13 protein-coding genes are annotated in these 16,494 nt (G+C 60.6%); 2 read left to right on the top strand and 11 right to left on the bottom strand.

All coding sequences use genetic code 11. The features are described 5' to 3' along the window. Positions 1 to 30: 30 nt before the first annotated feature. The 11 genes from ACEN9A_RS10060 to ACEN9A_RS10010 form a co-directional block, all read right to left on the bottom strand. On the bottom strand, positions 31 to 1,596 hold the full coding sequence (locus ACEN9A_RS10060; protein ID WP_258673394.1) for a sugar ABC transporter ATP-binding protein: 1,566 nt from the start codon (positions 1,594 to 1,596) through the stop codon (positions 31 to 33). A 69-nt stretch (positions 1,597 to 1,665) separates the two neighbouring features. Beyond that, positions 1,666 to 2,592: a sugar ABC transporter substrate-binding protein gene (locus ACEN9A_RS10055; protein ID WP_019649275.1), complete on the bottom strand. Its 927-nt coding sequence runs from the start codon at positions 2,590 to 2,592 to the stop codon at positions 1,666 to 1,668. Positions 2,593 to 2,959: 367 nt separating this feature from the next. After that, positions 2,960 to 4,012: a Gfo/Idh/MocA family protein gene (locus tag ACEN9A_RS10050; RefSeq protein WP_258673391.1), complete on the bottom strand. Its 1,053-nt coding sequence runs from the start codon at positions 4,010 to 4,012 to the stop codon at positions 2,960 to 2,962. A 215-nt stretch (positions 4,013 to 4,227) separates the two neighbouring features. Next, positions 4,228 to 5,088: a sugar phosphate isomerase/epimerase family protein gene (locus ACEN9A_RS10045; protein ID WP_007939382.1), complete on the bottom strand. Its 861-nt coding sequence runs from the start codon at positions 5,086 to 5,088 to the stop codon at positions 4,228 to 4,230. Positions 5,089 to 5,257: 169 nt separating this feature from the next. Continuing rightward, complete coding sequence (gene iolG, locus ACEN9A_RS10040; protein ID WP_019649278.1) at positions 5,258 to 6,283, bottom strand: bifunctional inositol 2-dehydrogenase/D-chiro-inositol 1-dehydrogenase; 1,026 nt, start codon at positions 6,281 to 6,283, stop codon at positions 5,258 to 5,260. A gap of 31 nt (positions 6,284 to 6,314) precedes the next feature. Then, on the bottom strand, positions 6,315 to 8,246 hold the full coding sequence (gene iolD, locus ACEN9A_RS10035; RefSeq protein ID WP_258673388.1) for a 3D-(3,5/4)-trihydroxycyclohexane-1,2-dione acylhydrolase (decyclizing): 1,932 nt from the start codon (positions 8,244 to 8,246) through the stop codon (positions 6,315 to 6,317). Between the two features lie 31 nt (positions 8,247 to 8,277). Then, positions 8,278 to 9,099 (bottom strand): TIM barrel protein, encoded by an 822-nt coding sequence (locus ACEN9A_RS10030; protein WP_258673386.1) that lies wholly within the window; start codon positions 9,097 to 9,099, stop codon positions 8,278 to 8,280. Positions 9,100 to 9,125: 26 nt separating this feature from the next. After that, positions 9,126 to 10,628, bottom strand: a complete 1,503-nt coding sequence (locus ACEN9A_RS10025) for a CoA-acylating methylmalonate-semialdehyde dehydrogenase (protein WP_258673384.1) — start codon at positions 10,626 to 10,628, stop codon at positions 9,126 to 9,128. 30 nt (positions 10,629 to 10,658) lie between these two features. Beyond that, on the bottom strand, positions 10,659 to 11,468 hold the full coding sequence (iolB, locus tag ACEN9A_RS10020; protein WP_258673382.1) for a 5-deoxy-glucuronate isomerase: 810 nt from the start codon (positions 11,466 to 11,468) through the stop codon (positions 10,659 to 10,661). Further along, positions 11,465 to 12,358, bottom strand: coding sequence for a myo-inosose-2 dehydratase (iolE, locus tag ACEN9A_RS10015; RefSeq protein WP_258673380.1), 894 nt, complete (start codon positions 12,356 to 12,358; stop codon positions 11,465 to 11,467). The genes iolB and iolE overlap by 4 nt, the downstream gene beginning before the upstream one ends. 202 nt (positions 12,359 to 12,560) lie before the next feature. Further along, on the bottom strand, positions 12,561 to 14,498 hold the full coding sequence (locus ACEN9A_RS10010) for a bifunctional 5-dehydro-2-deoxygluconokinase/5-dehydro-2-deoxyphosphogluconate aldolase (RefSeq protein ID WP_258673378.1): 1,938 nt from the start codon (positions 14,496 to 14,498) through the stop codon (positions 12,561 to 12,563). A 311-nt stretch (positions 14,499 to 14,809) separates the two neighbouring features. Between ACEN9A_RS10010 and ACEN9A_RS10005 the strand changes: the two genes are divergently transcribed. Together ACEN9A_RS10005 and ACEN9A_RS10000 are read left to right on the top strand one after the other, a co-directional pair. Then, the gene (locus ACEN9A_RS10005) at positions 14,810 to 15,730 is read left to right on the top strand and encodes a MurR/RpiR family transcriptional regulator (RefSeq protein WP_007939390.1); all 921 of its coding nucleotides are present in this window, start codon (positions 14,810 to 14,812) and stop codon (positions 15,728 to 15,730) included. Positions 15,731 to 15,839: 109 nt separating this feature from the next. Beyond that, positions 15,840 to 16,451: a glutathione S-transferase gene (locus tag ACEN9A_RS10000; RefSeq protein WP_258673375.1), complete on the top strand. Its 612-nt coding sequence runs from the start codon at positions 15,840 to 15,842 to the stop codon at positions 16,449 to 16,451. Positions 16,452 to 16,494 lie beyond the last annotated feature (43 nt).

The raw sequence follows: 16,494 nt of genomic DNA, 5'->3' as shown, positions 1-16,494 counted from the left end.
GGCGACAGCCATGGCCACCGCCGGCATCCATTAGTGAACCGCGGACATGCCCGAGGCCAGTTGCATCACTCGTTCCTGGGTCGCTTCGCTGCGGTCGAGGGTGCCCATCAGGTCGCCCTCGTGCATGACCATGACCCGGTCGCTCATGCCCAGCACTTCCGGCAGCTCCGAGGAAATCATGATCACCGCCATGCCTTCGCTGGCCAGGTACGAGATCAGCCGGTAGATCTCGGCCTTGGCGCCGACATCGATGCCCCGGGTCGGCTCGTCGAGAATCAGGATTCGCGGGTTGGTCATCAGCCAGCGCGCCAGCAACGCCTTCTGCTGATTACCGCCGGACAAGGTATCGATGCACTGCTCCAGCGACGGCGTTTTCACCCGCAGCTTCTTGCACATGTCTTCACACAACGCGCGCAGGGCTTTCTGCTGGATGAAGCCGTTGCCGACGTAATGGGGCAATACCGCCATTTCCATGTTTTCCAGCACCGACAGGCACGGGAACAGGCCGCTGAGCTTGCGATCTTCGGTCAACAACGCGAAGCCCTTCTCGATGGCCATGTGCGGATCAGTGATGCGCACCACTTCGCCGTCGAGCCGGATCTCGCCACCGTCACTCGGTGTGATGCCGAAAATCGCCTCGGCGACATTGGTCCGCCCCGAGCCCATCAACCCGGCAATGCCCAGGATCTCGCCGGCATGCAGGTCGAAGGAGACATCCTTGAAGCTGCCGTCCAGCTTGAGGTCGCGTACCGACAGCAACAGATCGCCGATCGGCTTCTCGCGCACCGGGAACAACTGGCTCAGCTCGCGGCCGACCATCATCGAGATCAGGCTGTCGCCATCCATGCTGTCGGCCCGTTGCAGGCCGATGTAGGCGCCGTCGCGGAACACCGCCACTTCATCGGCGATGCTGAACACTTCGTTCATTTTGTGAGTGATGTAGATGATGCCTTTGCCCTGGCTCTTGAGGTCGGCAATGATCGAGAACAGGTGGGCGACTTCCTTATCGGTGATGGCCGAAGTCGGTTCGTCCATGATCAGGATGTCGGAGTCGTAGGACACCGCCTTGGCGATCTCGACCATCTGCCGTTCGGCGATGCTCAGGTTGCCCACCTGCTCTTCAGGGTCGAGATTGATCCGCAGACGCTCCAGCAGCTTGGCGGTGCAGCGGTGCATTTCGCGGTGATCGATCATGTGCAGGCCGTTGAGCTGCTCGCGACCGATCCAGATGTTCTCGGCGATGCTCATGTGCGGCATCAGGTTGAGTTCCTGGTGGATCATCGCGATCCCGGCCTGGAGCGCAGCCAGTGGCGTTTCGAAGACCACCGGCTTACCCCGCAGGCGCAACTCGCCGGCATCCGGCTGGTAGATGCCGGCAATGATTTTCATCAGGGTGGATTTGCCGGCGCCGTTTTCGCCCATCAGCGCCAGCACGGAGCCGGGACGCACCCGCAGCTGTACGTCGGACAAGGCCACCACACCGGGAAAACCCTTGCTGACGTTGATGATCTCCAGCAGGTACGGCTCATCGACAGGTGTTGCGGTTGGCTGGATACCCACCAACGGGGTGCTCGAAGCAGTCGCTGAAGCGAACATGATCAGGTACTCCATCAGCAAGGTCGCGTCGCAACCTTGCGTGCTTATTGTTGTTATCGAACGGACGGACTATTTGAACTGGTCAACGTTTTGCAAAGTGATCAAGCGATACGGCACCCACACGGCCTGTTCGACCGGCTCGTTCCTGGCCATTTTCACCGCCGTGTCGATCGAGCCGTCGGCCTGACCCTTGGCGTCCTGGAACACCGAAACCAGCAGAGAGCCCTTCTTCACCGCGTTCAAGCCGTCGGGCGTACCGTCGACACCGGCGATCAGCACACTGCCTTTGGCGACACCCGCCTGTTGCAGGGCCATGGCCGCGCCAATCGCCATCTCGTCGTTGTTGGAGACGACCGCGTCGAACTTGCGGCCCTGGGTCAGCCAGTCGTTGACCAGGGTCATGCCCTTGTCTCGCGACCAGATGCCGCTCTGCTCTTGCTCGATCTTGATGTTCGGGTACTTGGTCAGCACCTCTTTTACGCCCTTGGTGCGGTTAGTGGTGGAGTTGTTGGCCAAATCACCGAGCAGAATCACGATGTCGCCCTTGCCGCCCATTTTTTCGGCCAGGTACTGCATCTGCATCTGGCCGGCCTCCAGATCGTTGGAGGCAACAGTGACCACGCCTTTGGGCAGGTTCAGGTCATCGGGACGGCGATTGACGTACACCAGCGGAATGCCGGCCTTGACCGCCGCTTCGGTAATTTTCTTGGTGGCGGCGGTATCCACCGGGTTGACCACAATGGCATCGACTTTCTGGCTGATGAAGCTTTCTACCTGGCTCAACTGCCTGACTACGTCGCTGCGCGCATCTTCGAACTGCAGCTTGACGCCATCAGGATAGGACTTGGCTTTGGTGTCCATGGATTCGCGCAGGTAGGTCAGCCAGGTGTCGTCGAACTGCGCCATGCTGACGCCGATCTTCATGTCAGCGAGTGCGGCACCGCTGGCGAGCATCAGGGACAAGGCGAGTGAGGCGAAACGGGTCTTGGTCTTCATGAAAGGTCTTTCTCCACATTCTTGTTGGTTTTTATGGATAAGGCGTGACGATTTCAGTGAGCGGGCAAGCGGACAATCGGCGCACCCGGAATGCAGCAGACCAGGGCGCCCTTGCGTTCGACGCAAAGCAAGCGAGAGATGGAATGAAACGAGACGCGAGGCAGGTCGCGAGAGAGGTGCAGCGCGGAACGTAAAGCCTGCAGAGCAGAGTTGAAGGTTTTCATCGACGGTACCTGGCTTTGTTTCTTGTTTTTGGTGCGCCCTTCACTCGTTCAAGGCCTGCTTGAGCGTGATCGGACGTTGATAGTCGGCAACCTGGAAACGACTTTATTGGAAAATAATTTCTATATCAACTCATTTTAGAATTTTATTCTGATTTTGTTCCATGGCTTTCAAATGGGCTCAACGCCACCACTTGATGGCGCTCGAAACTGAGCCGCGCAGCGTCTAGCACGCGGGTAGTCGCCAGTGCATCACGGGGCTCGACCGGCAGTGGGCCACCGCTCTGTAACGCGGTTTGTAGCTGCAAATAGAACTGGTTCCAGCAGCCTCGTTCGGACGGCACCCGCTCGCGCACCTCGCCTTGCTCGAACCAGCCCCAGCGACGATGCTCTTCGACACCCCAGCGCTCACCCTCGGATTTGGGCGTGAGCCCGGCCAGAGTCGATGCCTCTTGCCCGTCCAGACCGTCGACGCTGTAGCAGCCCTGGGTGCCGGTCACGCGAAAACGCGGGCCGGGGGTGTTTTGCAGGCAACTGCCACTCAGATGCGAGATCACGCCACTGGCATGAGTCAGGGACATAAAGAAGCCGTTGTCGAAGGTCTGGCCTTTTTCGAGGTAATCCAGTTCGGCGTAAACCCGGGTGACGGGGCCGAATAACAGCAGCGCCTGATCCACCAGATGGCTGCCCAGATCACGCAGGAAACCGCCGCCGCTGCCATTGTTCACCGACTGTGGCGAGTAGCGTTCGATCCGTGACTCGAAACGGGTGACCTGGCCCAGGGCACCGGACTCGATGAGTTTGCGCACGGTGAGGAAATCCGAGTCCCAGCGTCGGTTTTGGTAGACGCTCAAATGCACGCCCTGACGCTCGGCCATGGTGATCAGGGTTTGCGCCTGTTGCGTATCGGCGGCGAACGGCTTGTCGCTGACCACCGCCACCCCATGTTCGATGGCGTCGAGCACCAACGCCGGACGACCTTTGAGCGGCGTGGACACCACCAGCACATCAATCCCGGCTTCGACCAGTTGGCCAATGCTGTCGAAGGCCGGCACACCGGGATGTTCCGTGGCCAGCAGTTGTCGGCGTTCGGTGGAACGGGTGACCACGCCCACAAACGTCGCCGCCGGCAAACTGCTGATCAGCGGAGCATGGAAAAACCGGCCGCCATGGCCGTAACCGACAAGTCCGATACGCATGAAAGTATTCTCCTTATAGAACGCGGCCCCTGTGGGAGCGGGCTTGTGTGGCGAGGGGGCTTGCCCCCGTTGGGGCGCGAAGCACCCCTAAAACCAATCACCGCGTTATTGAATTTAGAAAGCAGTGACTGGTTTACGACTGCTTCGCAGTCGAACGGGGGCAAGCCCCCTCGCCACACAAGCCCGCTCCCACAGGTTTTTTGTGTATGCCGCGGTTATTGGCAGAGTTCGCGGGTCACGCGTTCGAGCATCATTCGGTTGGACTCGTCCGGCCGGTCTTCCCAGGCGAATACCGAGACGGTGGCGATGCCATCGAACTTGATCTCGCGCAAGGTGCCGAAAAACGCTTCCCAGTCCACCTCGCCCTGGCCGATGTCCAGGTGCTGATGCACGGTGGCGGTGACGCCCGGCGGGTTGACGATGTAGCGCAAGCCTGAGGATGCCTTGTGGTTGTAGGTGTCGGCGATGATCAAATGACTCAGTTTCGAGCCGGCGTATTTGAGCATCGAGGCGATGTCACCCACGCCATCGTCATAGAAAAACGTGTGCGGCGCGGCGTAGAGATAGTTGATCCAGTCGCGGTCCAGACCGCGAATGATGTCCACCGACTCGTTGTTGCGCTCGCAGAAATCATAAGGATGGGCCTGGATATCGAGCTTGATGCCTTCGCGTTCGAACTCGGGGATCAGTTCGTCCATAGAACGCATGAACTGGTTCTCGCAGACCAATGGGTTGTCCGACTGGCCGGTGAACTCGGTGTTGACCAGCTCGCAGTCCATCTCCACGGCAATCTGGATCGCCCGCTTCCAGTTGCGCACGGCGGCCACGCGCAAACCTTCATCGGCGGCGGCCCAGTGGTACATCGGTAATAAAGAAGAGAGTTTGACCCCGGTGTCGCTCAGGGCTTTGCGAAATTCCTTGATCCGCGCCTTGTCGACCCGCGGGGCTTTGTAGAACGGCAGAAAATCTTCCCGGGGCGACAGCTCGATATGTTCGTAACCGAGCTCGGCGACCTTGTCGACCATTTTGCCCAGGGACAGGTTGCGGTACATGTAGGGGTCTAGTGCGATGCGCATTTTTTCTCCTTAACCAGAGTCGACGACGTCCCCTGTAGGAGCTGCCGAAGGCTGCGATCTTTTGATCTTGATTCTAAAAAGCAAAGTCAAAAGATCGCAGCCTTCGGCAGCTCCTACATAATCGCTGACACCGATTTCAGGGTGAGTGTCAGCGGGGCCGGGGTTGGTTTTAGCCGTAGAAGCGTGGGCGATCCGGTAGGCCGACTTTGACGATCTGGCCGCTGTTCTGCGCCTCGATGCAGGCATCCGCAGCGACGGCGGCGGCGAAACCGTCCCACGCCGACGGCCCGCCGACCTGCCCGGCGCGCACGCCATCGATGAACGCCTGCAACTCGACGTCGTACGCGGCGATGAACCGGTCCTTCCAGTCCATCAGAATCGCATTGGACAGTTTCGCTCCGCTGCGCAGCTGAACCTGCGACGGCTCCGGCAGTTTGGCGATGCCTGTCTCCCCTACCACTTCGCACTGGATGTCGTAGCCGTACTGGCAGTTGACGAATACTTCCACGTCGATGCGCGTGCCCTTGGCGGTTTCCAGCAACACGATCTGCGGGTCTTTCAAATGGGCGTGGGCCTTGCTGGTCTTGCGCGGGAACACCACTTGCACCGACACATAGTCGTCGTCGAGCAACCAGCGCAACACGTCCAGCTCATGGATCAGCGTGTCGGTGATCGCCATGTCGGTCTTATAGTTTTCACCCACGGTCGGGTTGCGGTGTGCGCAGTGCAGCATCAGCGGCTCGCCGATCTGGCCACTGTCGATCACCGATTTCAATGCCCGATAACCTTCATCGTATGGGCGCATGAAACCAACCTGCACCAGTCGCTTGCCGTGGGCCACTTCGGCCTCGACAATCTTGCGGCAGCCTTCGGCGGTGACCGCCAGCGGTTTCTCGCAGAACACCGGTTTGCCCGCCGCAATCGCCGCCAGCACGAACTCTTCGTGGCTCGGGCCCCAGGAGGTGACGAGGATTGCGTCGACGTCCGGTGCCTTGATCAGCGCGAGGCCATCAGGATAGACCTCGGCGGTCAGCTTCAGATCGGAGACGACCTTGGCCGCTTGCTGCAAATTGATGTCGGTGACCGCGACAACCTGACTGTTGAGCAAGGTCTGGCTGCAACGACGGATATGGTCCTGGCCGATGGCCCCGGTGCCGATGACGCCAATGCGCAACGAATTGGAAAGCGAAGACATATAAACACTCCTGTTGTTCGTTTCAGGGCAATCAGTATTGACGGGCCTTGGCCAATCGTTCGTTGAGGGTCTTGGCCACTGCGTCAGTGCGTGCGCTGGTGGAGACTTGCGCCACGCCGACCCGCCACCACGACAGGTATTTGTGAATCATGGTTTTGGGCAGGACCTTGATGTCGATCAGCGTCGACACCGTCTGCAACCGCGCATCGGCCAACGCGGCTTGCAGCTCCTCGACGGTGTTGACCTTGTAGGTCTTGCAGCCGTAAGCCGCCGCGCTCATGGCGAAATCCACCGGCACGAAACCGCCATCGAGCTTGCCGGTTTCAGGATTGCGGAACCGGAACTCGGTGCCGAAGCTGTCCATGCCGTGTTCCATTTGCAGGTTGTTGATGCAGCCGAAGGTCATGTTGTCCAGCAGCACCACGTTGATCTTGCGGCGCTCCTGGATCGAGGTCGCCAACTCCGAGTGCAGCATCATGTAGGAGCCGTCGCCCACCAGCGCATAGACCTCGCGCTCAGGCTCGGCGAGCTTCACCCCCAGTGCGGCGTTCACCTCATAACCCATGCACGAATAACCGTACTCGACGTGGTAGGTGTTCACACCCTTGCTGCGCCAACTGCGCTGCAAGTCGCCGGGCAGGCTGCCGGCGGCGGCGACGATCACCGCATCATCGGCCAGGGTTTCATTGAGCACACCGAGCACCCGGCTCTGGGTCAGGCAGGAACCGGTCAGCTCGATGAATTCGCGCAGCACCGCCGGGTCCAGGTGATCGTTGATTTCCGGGACGAAGTCCTGAGTCTGGTACTCGACCTGATAGAGGCGGTCGACTTCCTCGTCCAGCTGCGCCCGGGCCTGTCGGGGTTGATCGCCCCAGCCGGAGCGATAGTCGCCCAACACAGCGGCCAAGGCGTTCAAGCCGGTTCTGGCGTCCGCCAGCAGTTGCACGCCATCGAGTTTCAGGGCGTCGCAAGGGCTGATGTTGAGGTTGAGAAATTGCACGTCCGGGTGTTTGAACAAGGATTTCGACGCGGTGGTGAAATCGCTGTAGCGGGTGCCGACGCCGATGATCAAGTCAGCGTCCGTGGCCAACAGATTCGCCGCCAGGCAACCGGTTTCGCCGATCCCTCCGACGTTCAGTGGATGGCTCGACACCACCGCGCTCTTGCCGGCCTGGGTTTCGGCGAAAGGAATATCAAAGCGCTCGGCAAAGGCCTGCAACGCTGCATTGGCACCGGAATACTTGACCCCGCCGCCGCAGATGATCAGCGGTTTGCGCTTGCCTTTGAACAGCGCCACGGCATCGCCGAGCATCGCTTCGGTGGCCGGACGGCGCTCGATGCGGTGCACGCGTTTTTGCAGGAAGTAATCGGGATAGTCGTACGCCTCGGCCTGCACGTCTTGCGGCAGGGCCAGGGTGACGGCGCCGGTTTCGGCGGGGTCGGTGAGCACGCGCATGGCGTGGATCGCCGCGGTCATCAGTTGCTCGGGACGGTTGATCCGGTCCCAGTATTTGCTCACGGCCTTGAACGCATCATTGGTGCTGATGCTCAGGTCGTGGAACTGCTCGATCTGTTGCAACACCGGGTCTGGTTGGCGGCAGGCGTAGACGTCGCCGGGCAACAGCAGCAAGGGAATACGGTTGGCGGTGGCCGTCGCGGCAGCAGTCAGCATGTTCGCCGCGCCCGGGCCCACCGATGAAGAGCAGGCGTAGATCTTGCGCCGCAGGTGTTGCTTGGCAAAACCAATGGCCGCGTGGGCCATGCCTTGCTCGTTGCGGCCCTGATGGACGATCAGGTCGCCGCTGTCCTGTTCCAGGGCTTGCCCCAGACCCAGCACATTGCCGTGGCCAAAAATGGTAAAGATCCCGGCGACGAATTTGCTCTGGACCCCATCGACCTCGATGTACTGGTTATCGAGGAATTTCACCAGGGCCTGGGCCATGGTCAGTCTTGTTGTGGTCATGCTTGCACCTTTTCCGTATGCAAATCCGATGTCAGCTCAGGGATTTCTGCAGGTGATCCATGCTCGCGCCGATCGCCGTCTGGATATCCGCCAGGCCATGGACGCTGTCGGCAAACGGTTCGAACGACAGGTAGCCGCTATAGCCGCTACTGAGCAAGGTGTCGATCTGCGCCGCATTGCCGAGGATGTCGCCCTCGCCCACCAGCACCCGATGGCCGTCACGAATGGTCGCCAGTGGCGCCTCGGCATCTTCGACGCCAGAGATGTGCACCAGCCCGGTCAGCTCAGGGAAGAATTCATGCTCGCTGGCCAGGTGATGGTGGAAGGTGTCATGCACCAGACGGAACACATCCAGCCCACCGATGGCCTTGATCGCATCGACTGCCGTGCGTTTGCGCCGCAGCGAGCATTCTTCGAAACCCAGCGGTTCGATGAAGCCGAGAATGCCGTGATCGCGCAGGATCGGTGCCAGTTCACTCAGCGCCGTGCGCAGGCCAGACGCACGCTGCGCTTCGGTTCGTGGATCGGCGCGGTCGTTCAATGGGCACATCACCAAGCCCCGTGCGCCACAGGCACGGGCATAAGCGGCAAGCTTCAGGGCGTGTGCGCGGCGCTCGTCATTCCAGACATCGAACGGATACAGCGCGTTGATCGACAGCACAGTGATGCCTTTGGCCGCGCACAGCTCACGGACGTGTTCGGGTGCGGTGCCATCCTCGATCTCGACGCCTTTGAGGTCGTTGCGAATCTCGATGGCGTCGGCCTTGAGGGTCACCGCCAACTCGATGAACGCCGGCAGGGACAAACGTGGGGCGACCATACGGTTCAAGGCGAAACGCAGGGGTTTGCTCATTTTTTGTTGTTCTCCGCTCACGTGAATTATTTGGCTGTCGGCATGCTGAATTCAGGGCCCTTGGCGATGCTGTCGGGCCAGCGCTGCATCACGCTTTTGTAGCGGCTGTAGAAGCGAATGCCTTCTTCGCCATAAGCGTGGTGATCACCGAACAGCGAGCGCTTCCAGCCGCCGAACGAGTGCCAGGCCATGGGCACCGGAATCGGTACGTTGATGCCGACCATGCCGACCTTGATGCTGCGGGCAAACGAACGGGCAATGCCGCCATCGCTGGTGAAACAGGACACGCCGTTGCCGAATTCATGGGCGTTGATCAGCGCCACGGCGCTGGCGAAGTCCGGCACACGCACAATGCCCAGCACCGGTCCAAAGATCTCTTGCTGGTAAATGCTCATCTCGGTCGTGACCTTGTCGAACAACGTGGCGCCGACGAAGAAGCCGTTCTCGGCGCCCGGCACCTTGAAGTTGCGCCCATCGACAATCAGCTGCGCGCCCTGGGCCACGCCTTCGCCGATAAAGCCCTCGACCTTTGCCTTGTGTTCGGCGGTCACCAGCGGCCCCATGTCGCTGTCGCCCTGCATGCCGTTGCCGACCTTCAATTGATCGATGCGCGGCAGCAGTTTGGCAATCAACTGGTCGCCGACATCGCCCACGGCCACGGCAATCGAAATCGCCATGCAGCGCTCACCGGCCGAGCCGTAAGCCGCGCCGATCAGCGCATCCGCCGCCTGATCCAGATCGGCATCGGGCATGACGATCATGTGGTTCTTCGCCCCGCCCAGCGCCTGTACACGCTTGCCGCGCGAGGTGGCTTGCTGGTGGATGTACTCGGCAATCGGCGTCGAGCCGACAAAGGAAATCGCCTCGACGTCCGGGTGTTGCAGCAAGGCATCGACCGCACTCTTGTCGCCCTGGACCACGTTGAACACACCGTCCGGCAACCCGGCTTCGGTGAGCAAACGAGCCATCAACAAACTGGCGGATGGATCACGTTCAGACGGTTTGAGGATGAAGCAGTTGCCGGTGACCAGTGCCAGCGGGATCATCCACAGCGGCACCATTACCGGGAAGTTGAACGGTGTGACCCCGGCGCAGACGCCCAATGGCTGACGCAGGTTCCAGTTGTCGATGCCACCGCCGATGTTGTCGCTGAAATCGGTTTTCAGCAGGTTCGGCGCACCGCAGGCGTATTCGACGATTTCGATGCCACGGGTCACTTCGCCCTTGGCGTCGGAGAACACCTTGCCGTGTTCGCGGCTGATGATTTCGGCCAGTTCGTTGTGATGGCGGTCGAGCAATTCCTTGAACTTGAACATCACCCGCGAACGGCGCAGGGACGATTGCTCGGACCAGGCCGGGAACGCCTTCATGGCCGAAGCGACGGCCTCGTCCACGGTCTTCTGGCTGGCCAGCCCGACCCGCGCCTGAACGCTGCCGGTGGCCGGATTGAAGACATTGCTGAACCGCTCGCTACCGCTGTCCTGCAGCTGACCGTCGATGTAATGGCCTATGACCGGGGCGTCGCTCATTATTCTTGTTCTCCCTTTGAATGTTGGAATTTAGAGATCCAGTAGCCAGCTGTGCTGCGGATCGTTATGGAACTGCCAGACGCGTTTCGGGCCGGCCATCACGTTCAGGTAATACGACTCATAGCCGTAGGGCACGCTGACCGGGTGATAACCCTTGGGCACCACCACCAGGTCGCTGTTTTCCACCGCCATGGCCTGATCGATACTGCGATCGTCGGTGTAGACCCGCTGGAACACGAAACCCTGGGGCGGGTTGATCTGGTGGTAATAGGTTTCTTCGAGAAAACTCTGGTGCGGCAGATCGTCGGTGTCGTGCTTGTGCGGCGGGTAGCTCGACGAGTGACCGGACGGCGTACGCACTTCCACCACCAGCAGCGAATGGGCGGGCTCGGTGTCCGGCAAGATGTCGCAGACATAACGGGTGTTGGCCCCCTTGCCGCGCACGCTGCGTTTCATGCTGTCGGGTTTGATCAGCCGTGCGCCGAGGTTTTCGGCGGTCGAACCGGGCGCCGCGCAAACGGCGATTTGCACGTCGCTCAGCGCCACCACCTGGGCTTGGCTGCCGGGCGGCAAATACACGGCGAACGGTGATTTGTCTTCGAACACCGACTGACGATCGCCGATGTTGTCCCAGTCGAACGCGCCCTGCTCTGGCGCTTCGCCCTTGATGCCGACCCGACCGCTGAGCAGCACCAGGCACAGCTCCTTGTCACCCGCGCTGACCGGCAAGGTTTCGCCGAGACTCAGGCGGTAAGCCGCGAAGCCGACATATTCCAGCTCCCCCTGCCCCAGCTCGACCATGGTCCGTCCGCGGGCATTGCTCTTGACCAACAGGCTCATCGCGCGGTCCTCTCGTCGAGCAAGGCACGCAAGGTGTCGTAGCCTTTTTTGGCGTAGACGTAACTTGGTGCCACCGCCGGATCTTGCTCGGCTTCCACCACCAGCCAGCCGTGGTAGTCGGCGCCCAGCAATACGTCGAGCAATGCGCTGAAGTCAATGTCGCCATCGCCGGGCACGGTGAAGGTGCCGTTGATGATGCAGTCCGGGAAGCTCCAAAGATTGTTGCGCGCCAGTTGCACCACCGGTTTGCGCACATCCTTGAAATGCACGTGGCAGACCCGTTCGATGTGTTTGCGCAATACCTGCAACGGCTCGCCGCCGCCCATGTAGCAGTGGCCCGAATCGAACAGCAGGCCGACTTCGCTGCCGGTCAATGCCATCAGTTTGTCGATGTCGGCCGGGGATTCGACGTAGGCGCCCATATGGTGGTGATACGCCAGACGCACGCCCTGGGACAGGGTGAAACGCGCCAGTTCAGTGAGTTTGTCGGCGTATTCTTGCCAGGCCTGTTCGGTGTGGAAACGCGGGCGCTCGACCAGTGGAATGCGCTGACCTTGAATGGAGTCGGCGACTTCGCCGTAGACCAGCACTTTGGCGCCGTTCTTCGCCAGCAGCTCGACATGGCTGCCGATGGCGTCGATTTCCTCGGCCACGGAACGGCGGGCCAGACGGCTGGAATACCAGCCGGAGACCAGCGCCAGGTCGTAAGGCCGCAGCACATCGCCGACGCCCTTGGCGTCCTTGGGGAACTTGCCGTTGAGTTCGAAGCCTTCGTAGCCAATGTCCTTGCCTTCGCTGAGGGCGGTGCTCAACGGCGTTTCACCACCGAGGGACGGCAGGTCGTCGTTGCTCCAGGAGATCGGGTTGATGCCAATTCGGATAGCGGGCATGGCTGCACCTTTTATTGTTTTCTCAAAAATGTTCAACCGATCACCTGTGGCGAGGGAGCTTGCTCCCGCTGGACTGCGAAGCAGTCCCGAATCAACCAGCCCGGTGTATCAGGTAAACCGCATTCACAGGTTTGCGACTGCTTCGCAGCCGAGCGGGAGCAAGCTCCCTCGCCACAAAAGCCTCATCAATCAGCTAATTTTTTCAGGCTCGGGCCGTGCGCCAGGCATCGATCAGTTCGACGAAGGTGCCCTGCACCTGGCGAATCAGCGCTTCGTCGTCGATTTCACCGGCCAGCCACGCGCGGCTCGGTTCCTGGAAGATCGTCCGACCCACGGCGAAACCACGGCAGGTCTGGCTCTGGCTGGCCTGTTGAAACCCTTCGGCCAAGGTCGCCGCCGGGGCATTCAGGCCCAGCAGCACCACGCCACGGCAATACGGGTCGCGTTCCTGAATCAGCTCGTCGAGTTGTTTCCACTCCTCGGCGCTTTGCGCTTCGATCTTCCACCACGCCGGGTAGATGCCTAGGTTGTAGAGGCGTTTGAGGGCGCGATAGAGCACGTCCGGATGCGGTGACGGGTGATCCTTGGGCGGAATGATCTCCAGCAGCAACTCGTGCCCGCTGACTTGCGAGGCCTGGTACAGGCCCTTGATCTGCGCCTCCTGCTCCAGACGCAGCAGAGGCTCGTCGTCGGGATGGAATTGCACCAGGCATTTGATGATCTGTTCTTGCGGCCAGCCGATCAGGTTGCTGCCGATCGAGCGCCCGTGTTCGAACGCCAATGGCCGCGAACCCTGCACTTCCACTGGCCGCGCCACCCACCAGCCGCGACCGGTGGCGGCGTTCAGCGAGTCCTGGCCGAAACGTTGATCGGCCAGCAAGCCGACATCGGCGTCGACACCCTGCTCACGCAAATCCGCCTCGACCCGTTCCACGGCTTTGATAAAGAGTTGTTTGAGTTCGCAGATAGCGTTCAGGTCGCGCCCGCCCTTGTGGGCCAGCTCCACCAGTTGCCCGCGATGATCGAAGGCAAAGATGAACAGCTGCTTCCACTGTTTGCGCGGCACGCTGACCTGATGCAGACGCTGCAATGTCACGTCCTGATCCGGCCGGGTGATCGGCACCGGGCTGTTGAACAGGTAATCGAGTTCGGCGCGGGTCGGCATCGCCGGGGCGCAGGCATGGCGCGACACCACCAGACCGCCGCAGGCATTGGCCAACTGGCAGCAGCGCTCGTCGCTGGCATCCTCCAGCCAGCCACTGAGGAAACCCGACATGAAGGCATCGCCGGCCCCCAGCACATTCAGCACTTCGACGCGCACACCGGGATAGATCGCGCCGTCTTCGAGACGCGCCGGGATCGCCCCGTGGATCACCGTGCAACCTTGCGGGCCGAGCTTGACCACCAACGTCGCCGCGCTCAGGCGCCGGACATTGCGCAGCGCGGTGAGCAGATCCTCGGCGCCGCCGGCGATCAGGAATTCTTCTTCAGTGCCGACGATCAGGTCGAAACGCGGGAGGATTTTCTGCACATGCTGGCTGACGTTCTGGCTGGCGACGAAACGGGTTTCGCCGTCCGCCTTGCCGGCCAGGCCCCAGAGCACCGGGCGGTAGTCGATGTCCAGCACCCGTTTGACGTTGTGCTTTTCGGCGTAGTCCAGCGCCTGAATGCTCGCCTTGTAGACACCGTCGGTGGAGAAATGGGTGCCGGTGATCAGCAGGGCTTTGCTGGAAGCGATAAAGGCTTCGCTGATGTCTTCGGCGCGCAACGCCATGTCGGCGCAGTTTTCGCGGTAGAACACCAGCGGAAAGGTTTCGCGATCCTTGAGGCCCAGCAGAACCATGGCGGTCAGGCGTTCCGGATCGACCTTGATGCCGCTGACGTCGCAGCCTTCACGGACCAGGGATTCAACGAGGAAACGGCCCATGTGGTCGTCCCCTACCCGGCTCAACATCGCCGACTTCAGCCCCAGTCGCGCGGTGCCGAAGGCAATGTTGGCGGACGAACCGCCCAGGTACTTGGCGAAGCTGCTCACATCCTCCAGCCGCGCCCCGACTTGTTGCGCATAAAGATCGACGCCAAGGCGTCCGAGGCAAATCAGATCCAATTGACGCCCACTGGCAAAACGAGTCTGGCCCATGCTGGCTCCTGTTATTTTTATCAGCCTGCGTTCGGGGCGATGAAGGCGCCGAACACTCTTGGTGGATGCAGACTAAAACGACCGGGGCCGAACAATCAATATTTATTCTATATATTTTTTACGTGGAATATTTTTTCCAATAAACTTTGATACAAGCGTTCCAGACAGCGTGCATCGTTTCAGCAGGCCCCAGGCCGATTGCAAGCTCAAGATTTTATTCCGGCCTACCCTGTAGACTGCGCACAGCCAACCTATTGTCAGGGGATGACGAGAACCGTCATCCCTATAAGAACAAGCCAGAAGGATTTCTTATGTCCCGCACCGATCAGCCGGCTACGACCGAGAGCTCGCCCGACAGCGATCTCGCCAGCCCTCCGATCAATGCCGAGCGTCTGTTGCAGCTGATCACCGAGGAGTACGAAAGCCTGCCGCGCCAGCTCAAACGCATCGCCAGCTACATGAGCCAGCAGAGCGACCGGATCATGGTCGACCGCATCAGCGACATCGCCCGCGAATGCGAAGTGCACCCGTCGGCCATCGTGCGCTTTTCCCAGCGCTTCGGCTTCAGCGGGTTCAGTGAAATGCAGGCGCTGTTTCGCGAGGCCTACACCCACAAGACCACACCGGTGCAGAATTACCAGCAACGCATCCGCAGCATGATCGCCAACAAGTCGCAGAAGGCCAGCGGCGGCGACCTGGCGCGCGAGTGCATCAACGCCACCCTGTCGGGCATCGAGCGATTGGGGCTGGAACTCGATGACCAGGCTTTCGACAAGGCCGTTGACCTGGTGGTGAATGCCGACAACATCTACGTGGTCGGGGTGCGCCGCTCGTTCGCGGTGGCCGATTACCTGGTCTACAACCTGCAACACACCAACAAGCGCATCCACCTGGTGTCAGGCCTTGGCGGCAGTTACCGCGAGCAGATGCGCAGCGTGCGCGCCAACGACCTGGTGATCGCCATCAGCTTCACGCCCTATGGCAAGGAAACCCAGCACTGCCTGCGCATCGCCCAGCACCATCAGGCGAAAACCCTGATCATCACCGACAGCAACCTCTCGCCATTGGCCAAGCGCGCCAACACCGTGCTGCTGGTCAACGAGGGCAGCTCGTTTGCCTTCCGTTCATTGAGTGCCACCTTGTGCCTGTGCCAGGCGCTGTTCATCGCCGTGGCTTATCGACTGGAATTGAAGGTCGATGAGATTCATGAGCAGGCAGGCTTTGAGGATTAGCCTTCGAGGATGAACAATAGGCCTGAGGATTAGCGCGAAACCGCTTGCAGGTCGCTGAACCTCGGCTAAGGTTGTCCATCCCCAAGGACCGTCTGTAAGGAGAGGCTCAATGAAACTGATCGGCATGCTGGATTCGCCCTACGTGCGGCGTGTCGCCATTTCCGCCAAATGCCTGGGCATCCCGCTGGAGCACGCGTCGGTTTCGGTGTTCAGACACTTCGAGCAGTTCCAGCAGATCAACCCGGTGGTGAAGGCACCGACGCTGGTGCTGGATGACGGTGAGGTGTTGATGGATTCAACGCTGATCATCGATTACCTCGAAGCCCTGGCCGCGCCGGGTAAAAGCCTGATATCCGACAATCCGGCTCAACGCTTGCGCTCGCTGCGCCTGATCGGCCTGGCGTTGGCGGCGTGCGAGAAGTCGGTGCAGCTTTACTACGAACGCAACCTGCGGCCAGCGGAAATTCAGTACGCGCCGTGGGTGGAACGGGTTGAAGGGCAATTGGCGGCGGCGTATTCGGCGCTGGAGCGGGAGCTGGAAAAACAGCCGCTGAAGACCGACGGCTCGATTGCACAGGATGGGATTAGCCTGGCGGTGGCCTGGAGTTTTACCAACCTGGTGGTGCCGGATCAGGTGGAGGCCGTGCAGTTTCCACTGATCAACGCGTTTACGGCTTATGCCGAAAGGCTTGAGGTGTTTGTCGATACACCGATCGAGTAGCCTAATCACTGAAAATCCCTGTGGGAGCGGGCTTGTGTGGCGA

It is taken from the genome of Pseudomonas sp. Pseusp18 (assembly GCF_059506005.1).
The sequence above is the reverse complement of the archived record's forward strand: the minus strand, read 5'-3'. Positions and strand labels throughout refer to the sequence as shown.

Excerpts from the sequence above, each read along its gene's own strand:
- ACEN9A_RS10005 (WP_007939390.1), top strand. The coding sequence starts at position 14,810 with ATGTCCCGCACCGATCAGCCGGCTACGACCGAGAGCTCGCCCGACAGC.
- ACEN9A_RS10060 (WP_258673394.1), bottom strand. The coding sequence starts at position 1,596 with ATGTTCGCTTCAGCGACTGCTTCGAGCACCCCGTTGGTGGGTATCCAG.
- iolG (WP_019649278.1), bottom strand. The coding sequence starts at position 6,283 with ATGTCTTCGCTTTCCAATTCGTTGCGCATTGGCGTCATCGGCACCGGG.
- ACEN9A_RS10025 (WP_258673384.1), bottom strand. The coding sequence starts at position 10,628 with ATGAGCGACGCCCCGGTCATAGGCCATTACATCGACGGTCAGCTGCAG.
- ACEN9A_RS10030 (WP_258673386.1), bottom strand. The coding sequence starts at position 9,099 with ATGAGCAAACCCCTGCGTTTCGCCTTGAACCGTATGGTCGCCCCACGT.
- iolD (WP_258673388.1), bottom strand. The coding sequence starts at position 8,246 with ATGACCACAACAAGACTGACCATGGCCCAGGCCCTGGTGAAATTCCTC.
- iolE (WP_258673380.1), bottom strand. The coding sequence starts at position 12,358 with ATGCCCGCTATCCGAATTGGCATCAACCCGATCTCCTGGAGCAACGAC.
- ACEN9A_RS10055 (WP_019649275.1), bottom strand. The coding sequence starts at position 2,592 with ATGAAGACCAAGACCCGTTTCGCCTCACTCGCCTTGTCCCTGATGCTC.
- iolB (WP_258673382.1), bottom strand. The coding sequence starts at position 11,468 with ATGAGCCTGTTGGTCAAGAGCAATGCCCGCGGACGGACCATGGTCGAG.
- ACEN9A_RS10010 (WP_258673378.1), bottom strand. The coding sequence starts at position 14,498 with ATGGGCCAGACTCGTTTTGCCAGTGGGCGTCAATTGGATCTGATTTGC.
- ACEN9A_RS10045 (WP_007939382.1), bottom strand. The coding sequence starts at position 5,088 with ATGCGCATCGCACTAGACCCCTACATGTACCGCAACCTGTCCCTGGGC.
- ACEN9A_RS10000 (WP_258673375.1), top strand. The coding sequence starts at position 15,840 with ATGAAACTGATCGGCATGCTGGATTCGCCCTACGTGCGGCGTGTCGCC.
- ACEN9A_RS10050 (WP_258673391.1), bottom strand. The coding sequence starts at position 4,012 with ATGCGTATCGGACTTGTCGGTTACGGCCATGGCGGCCGGTTTTTCCAT.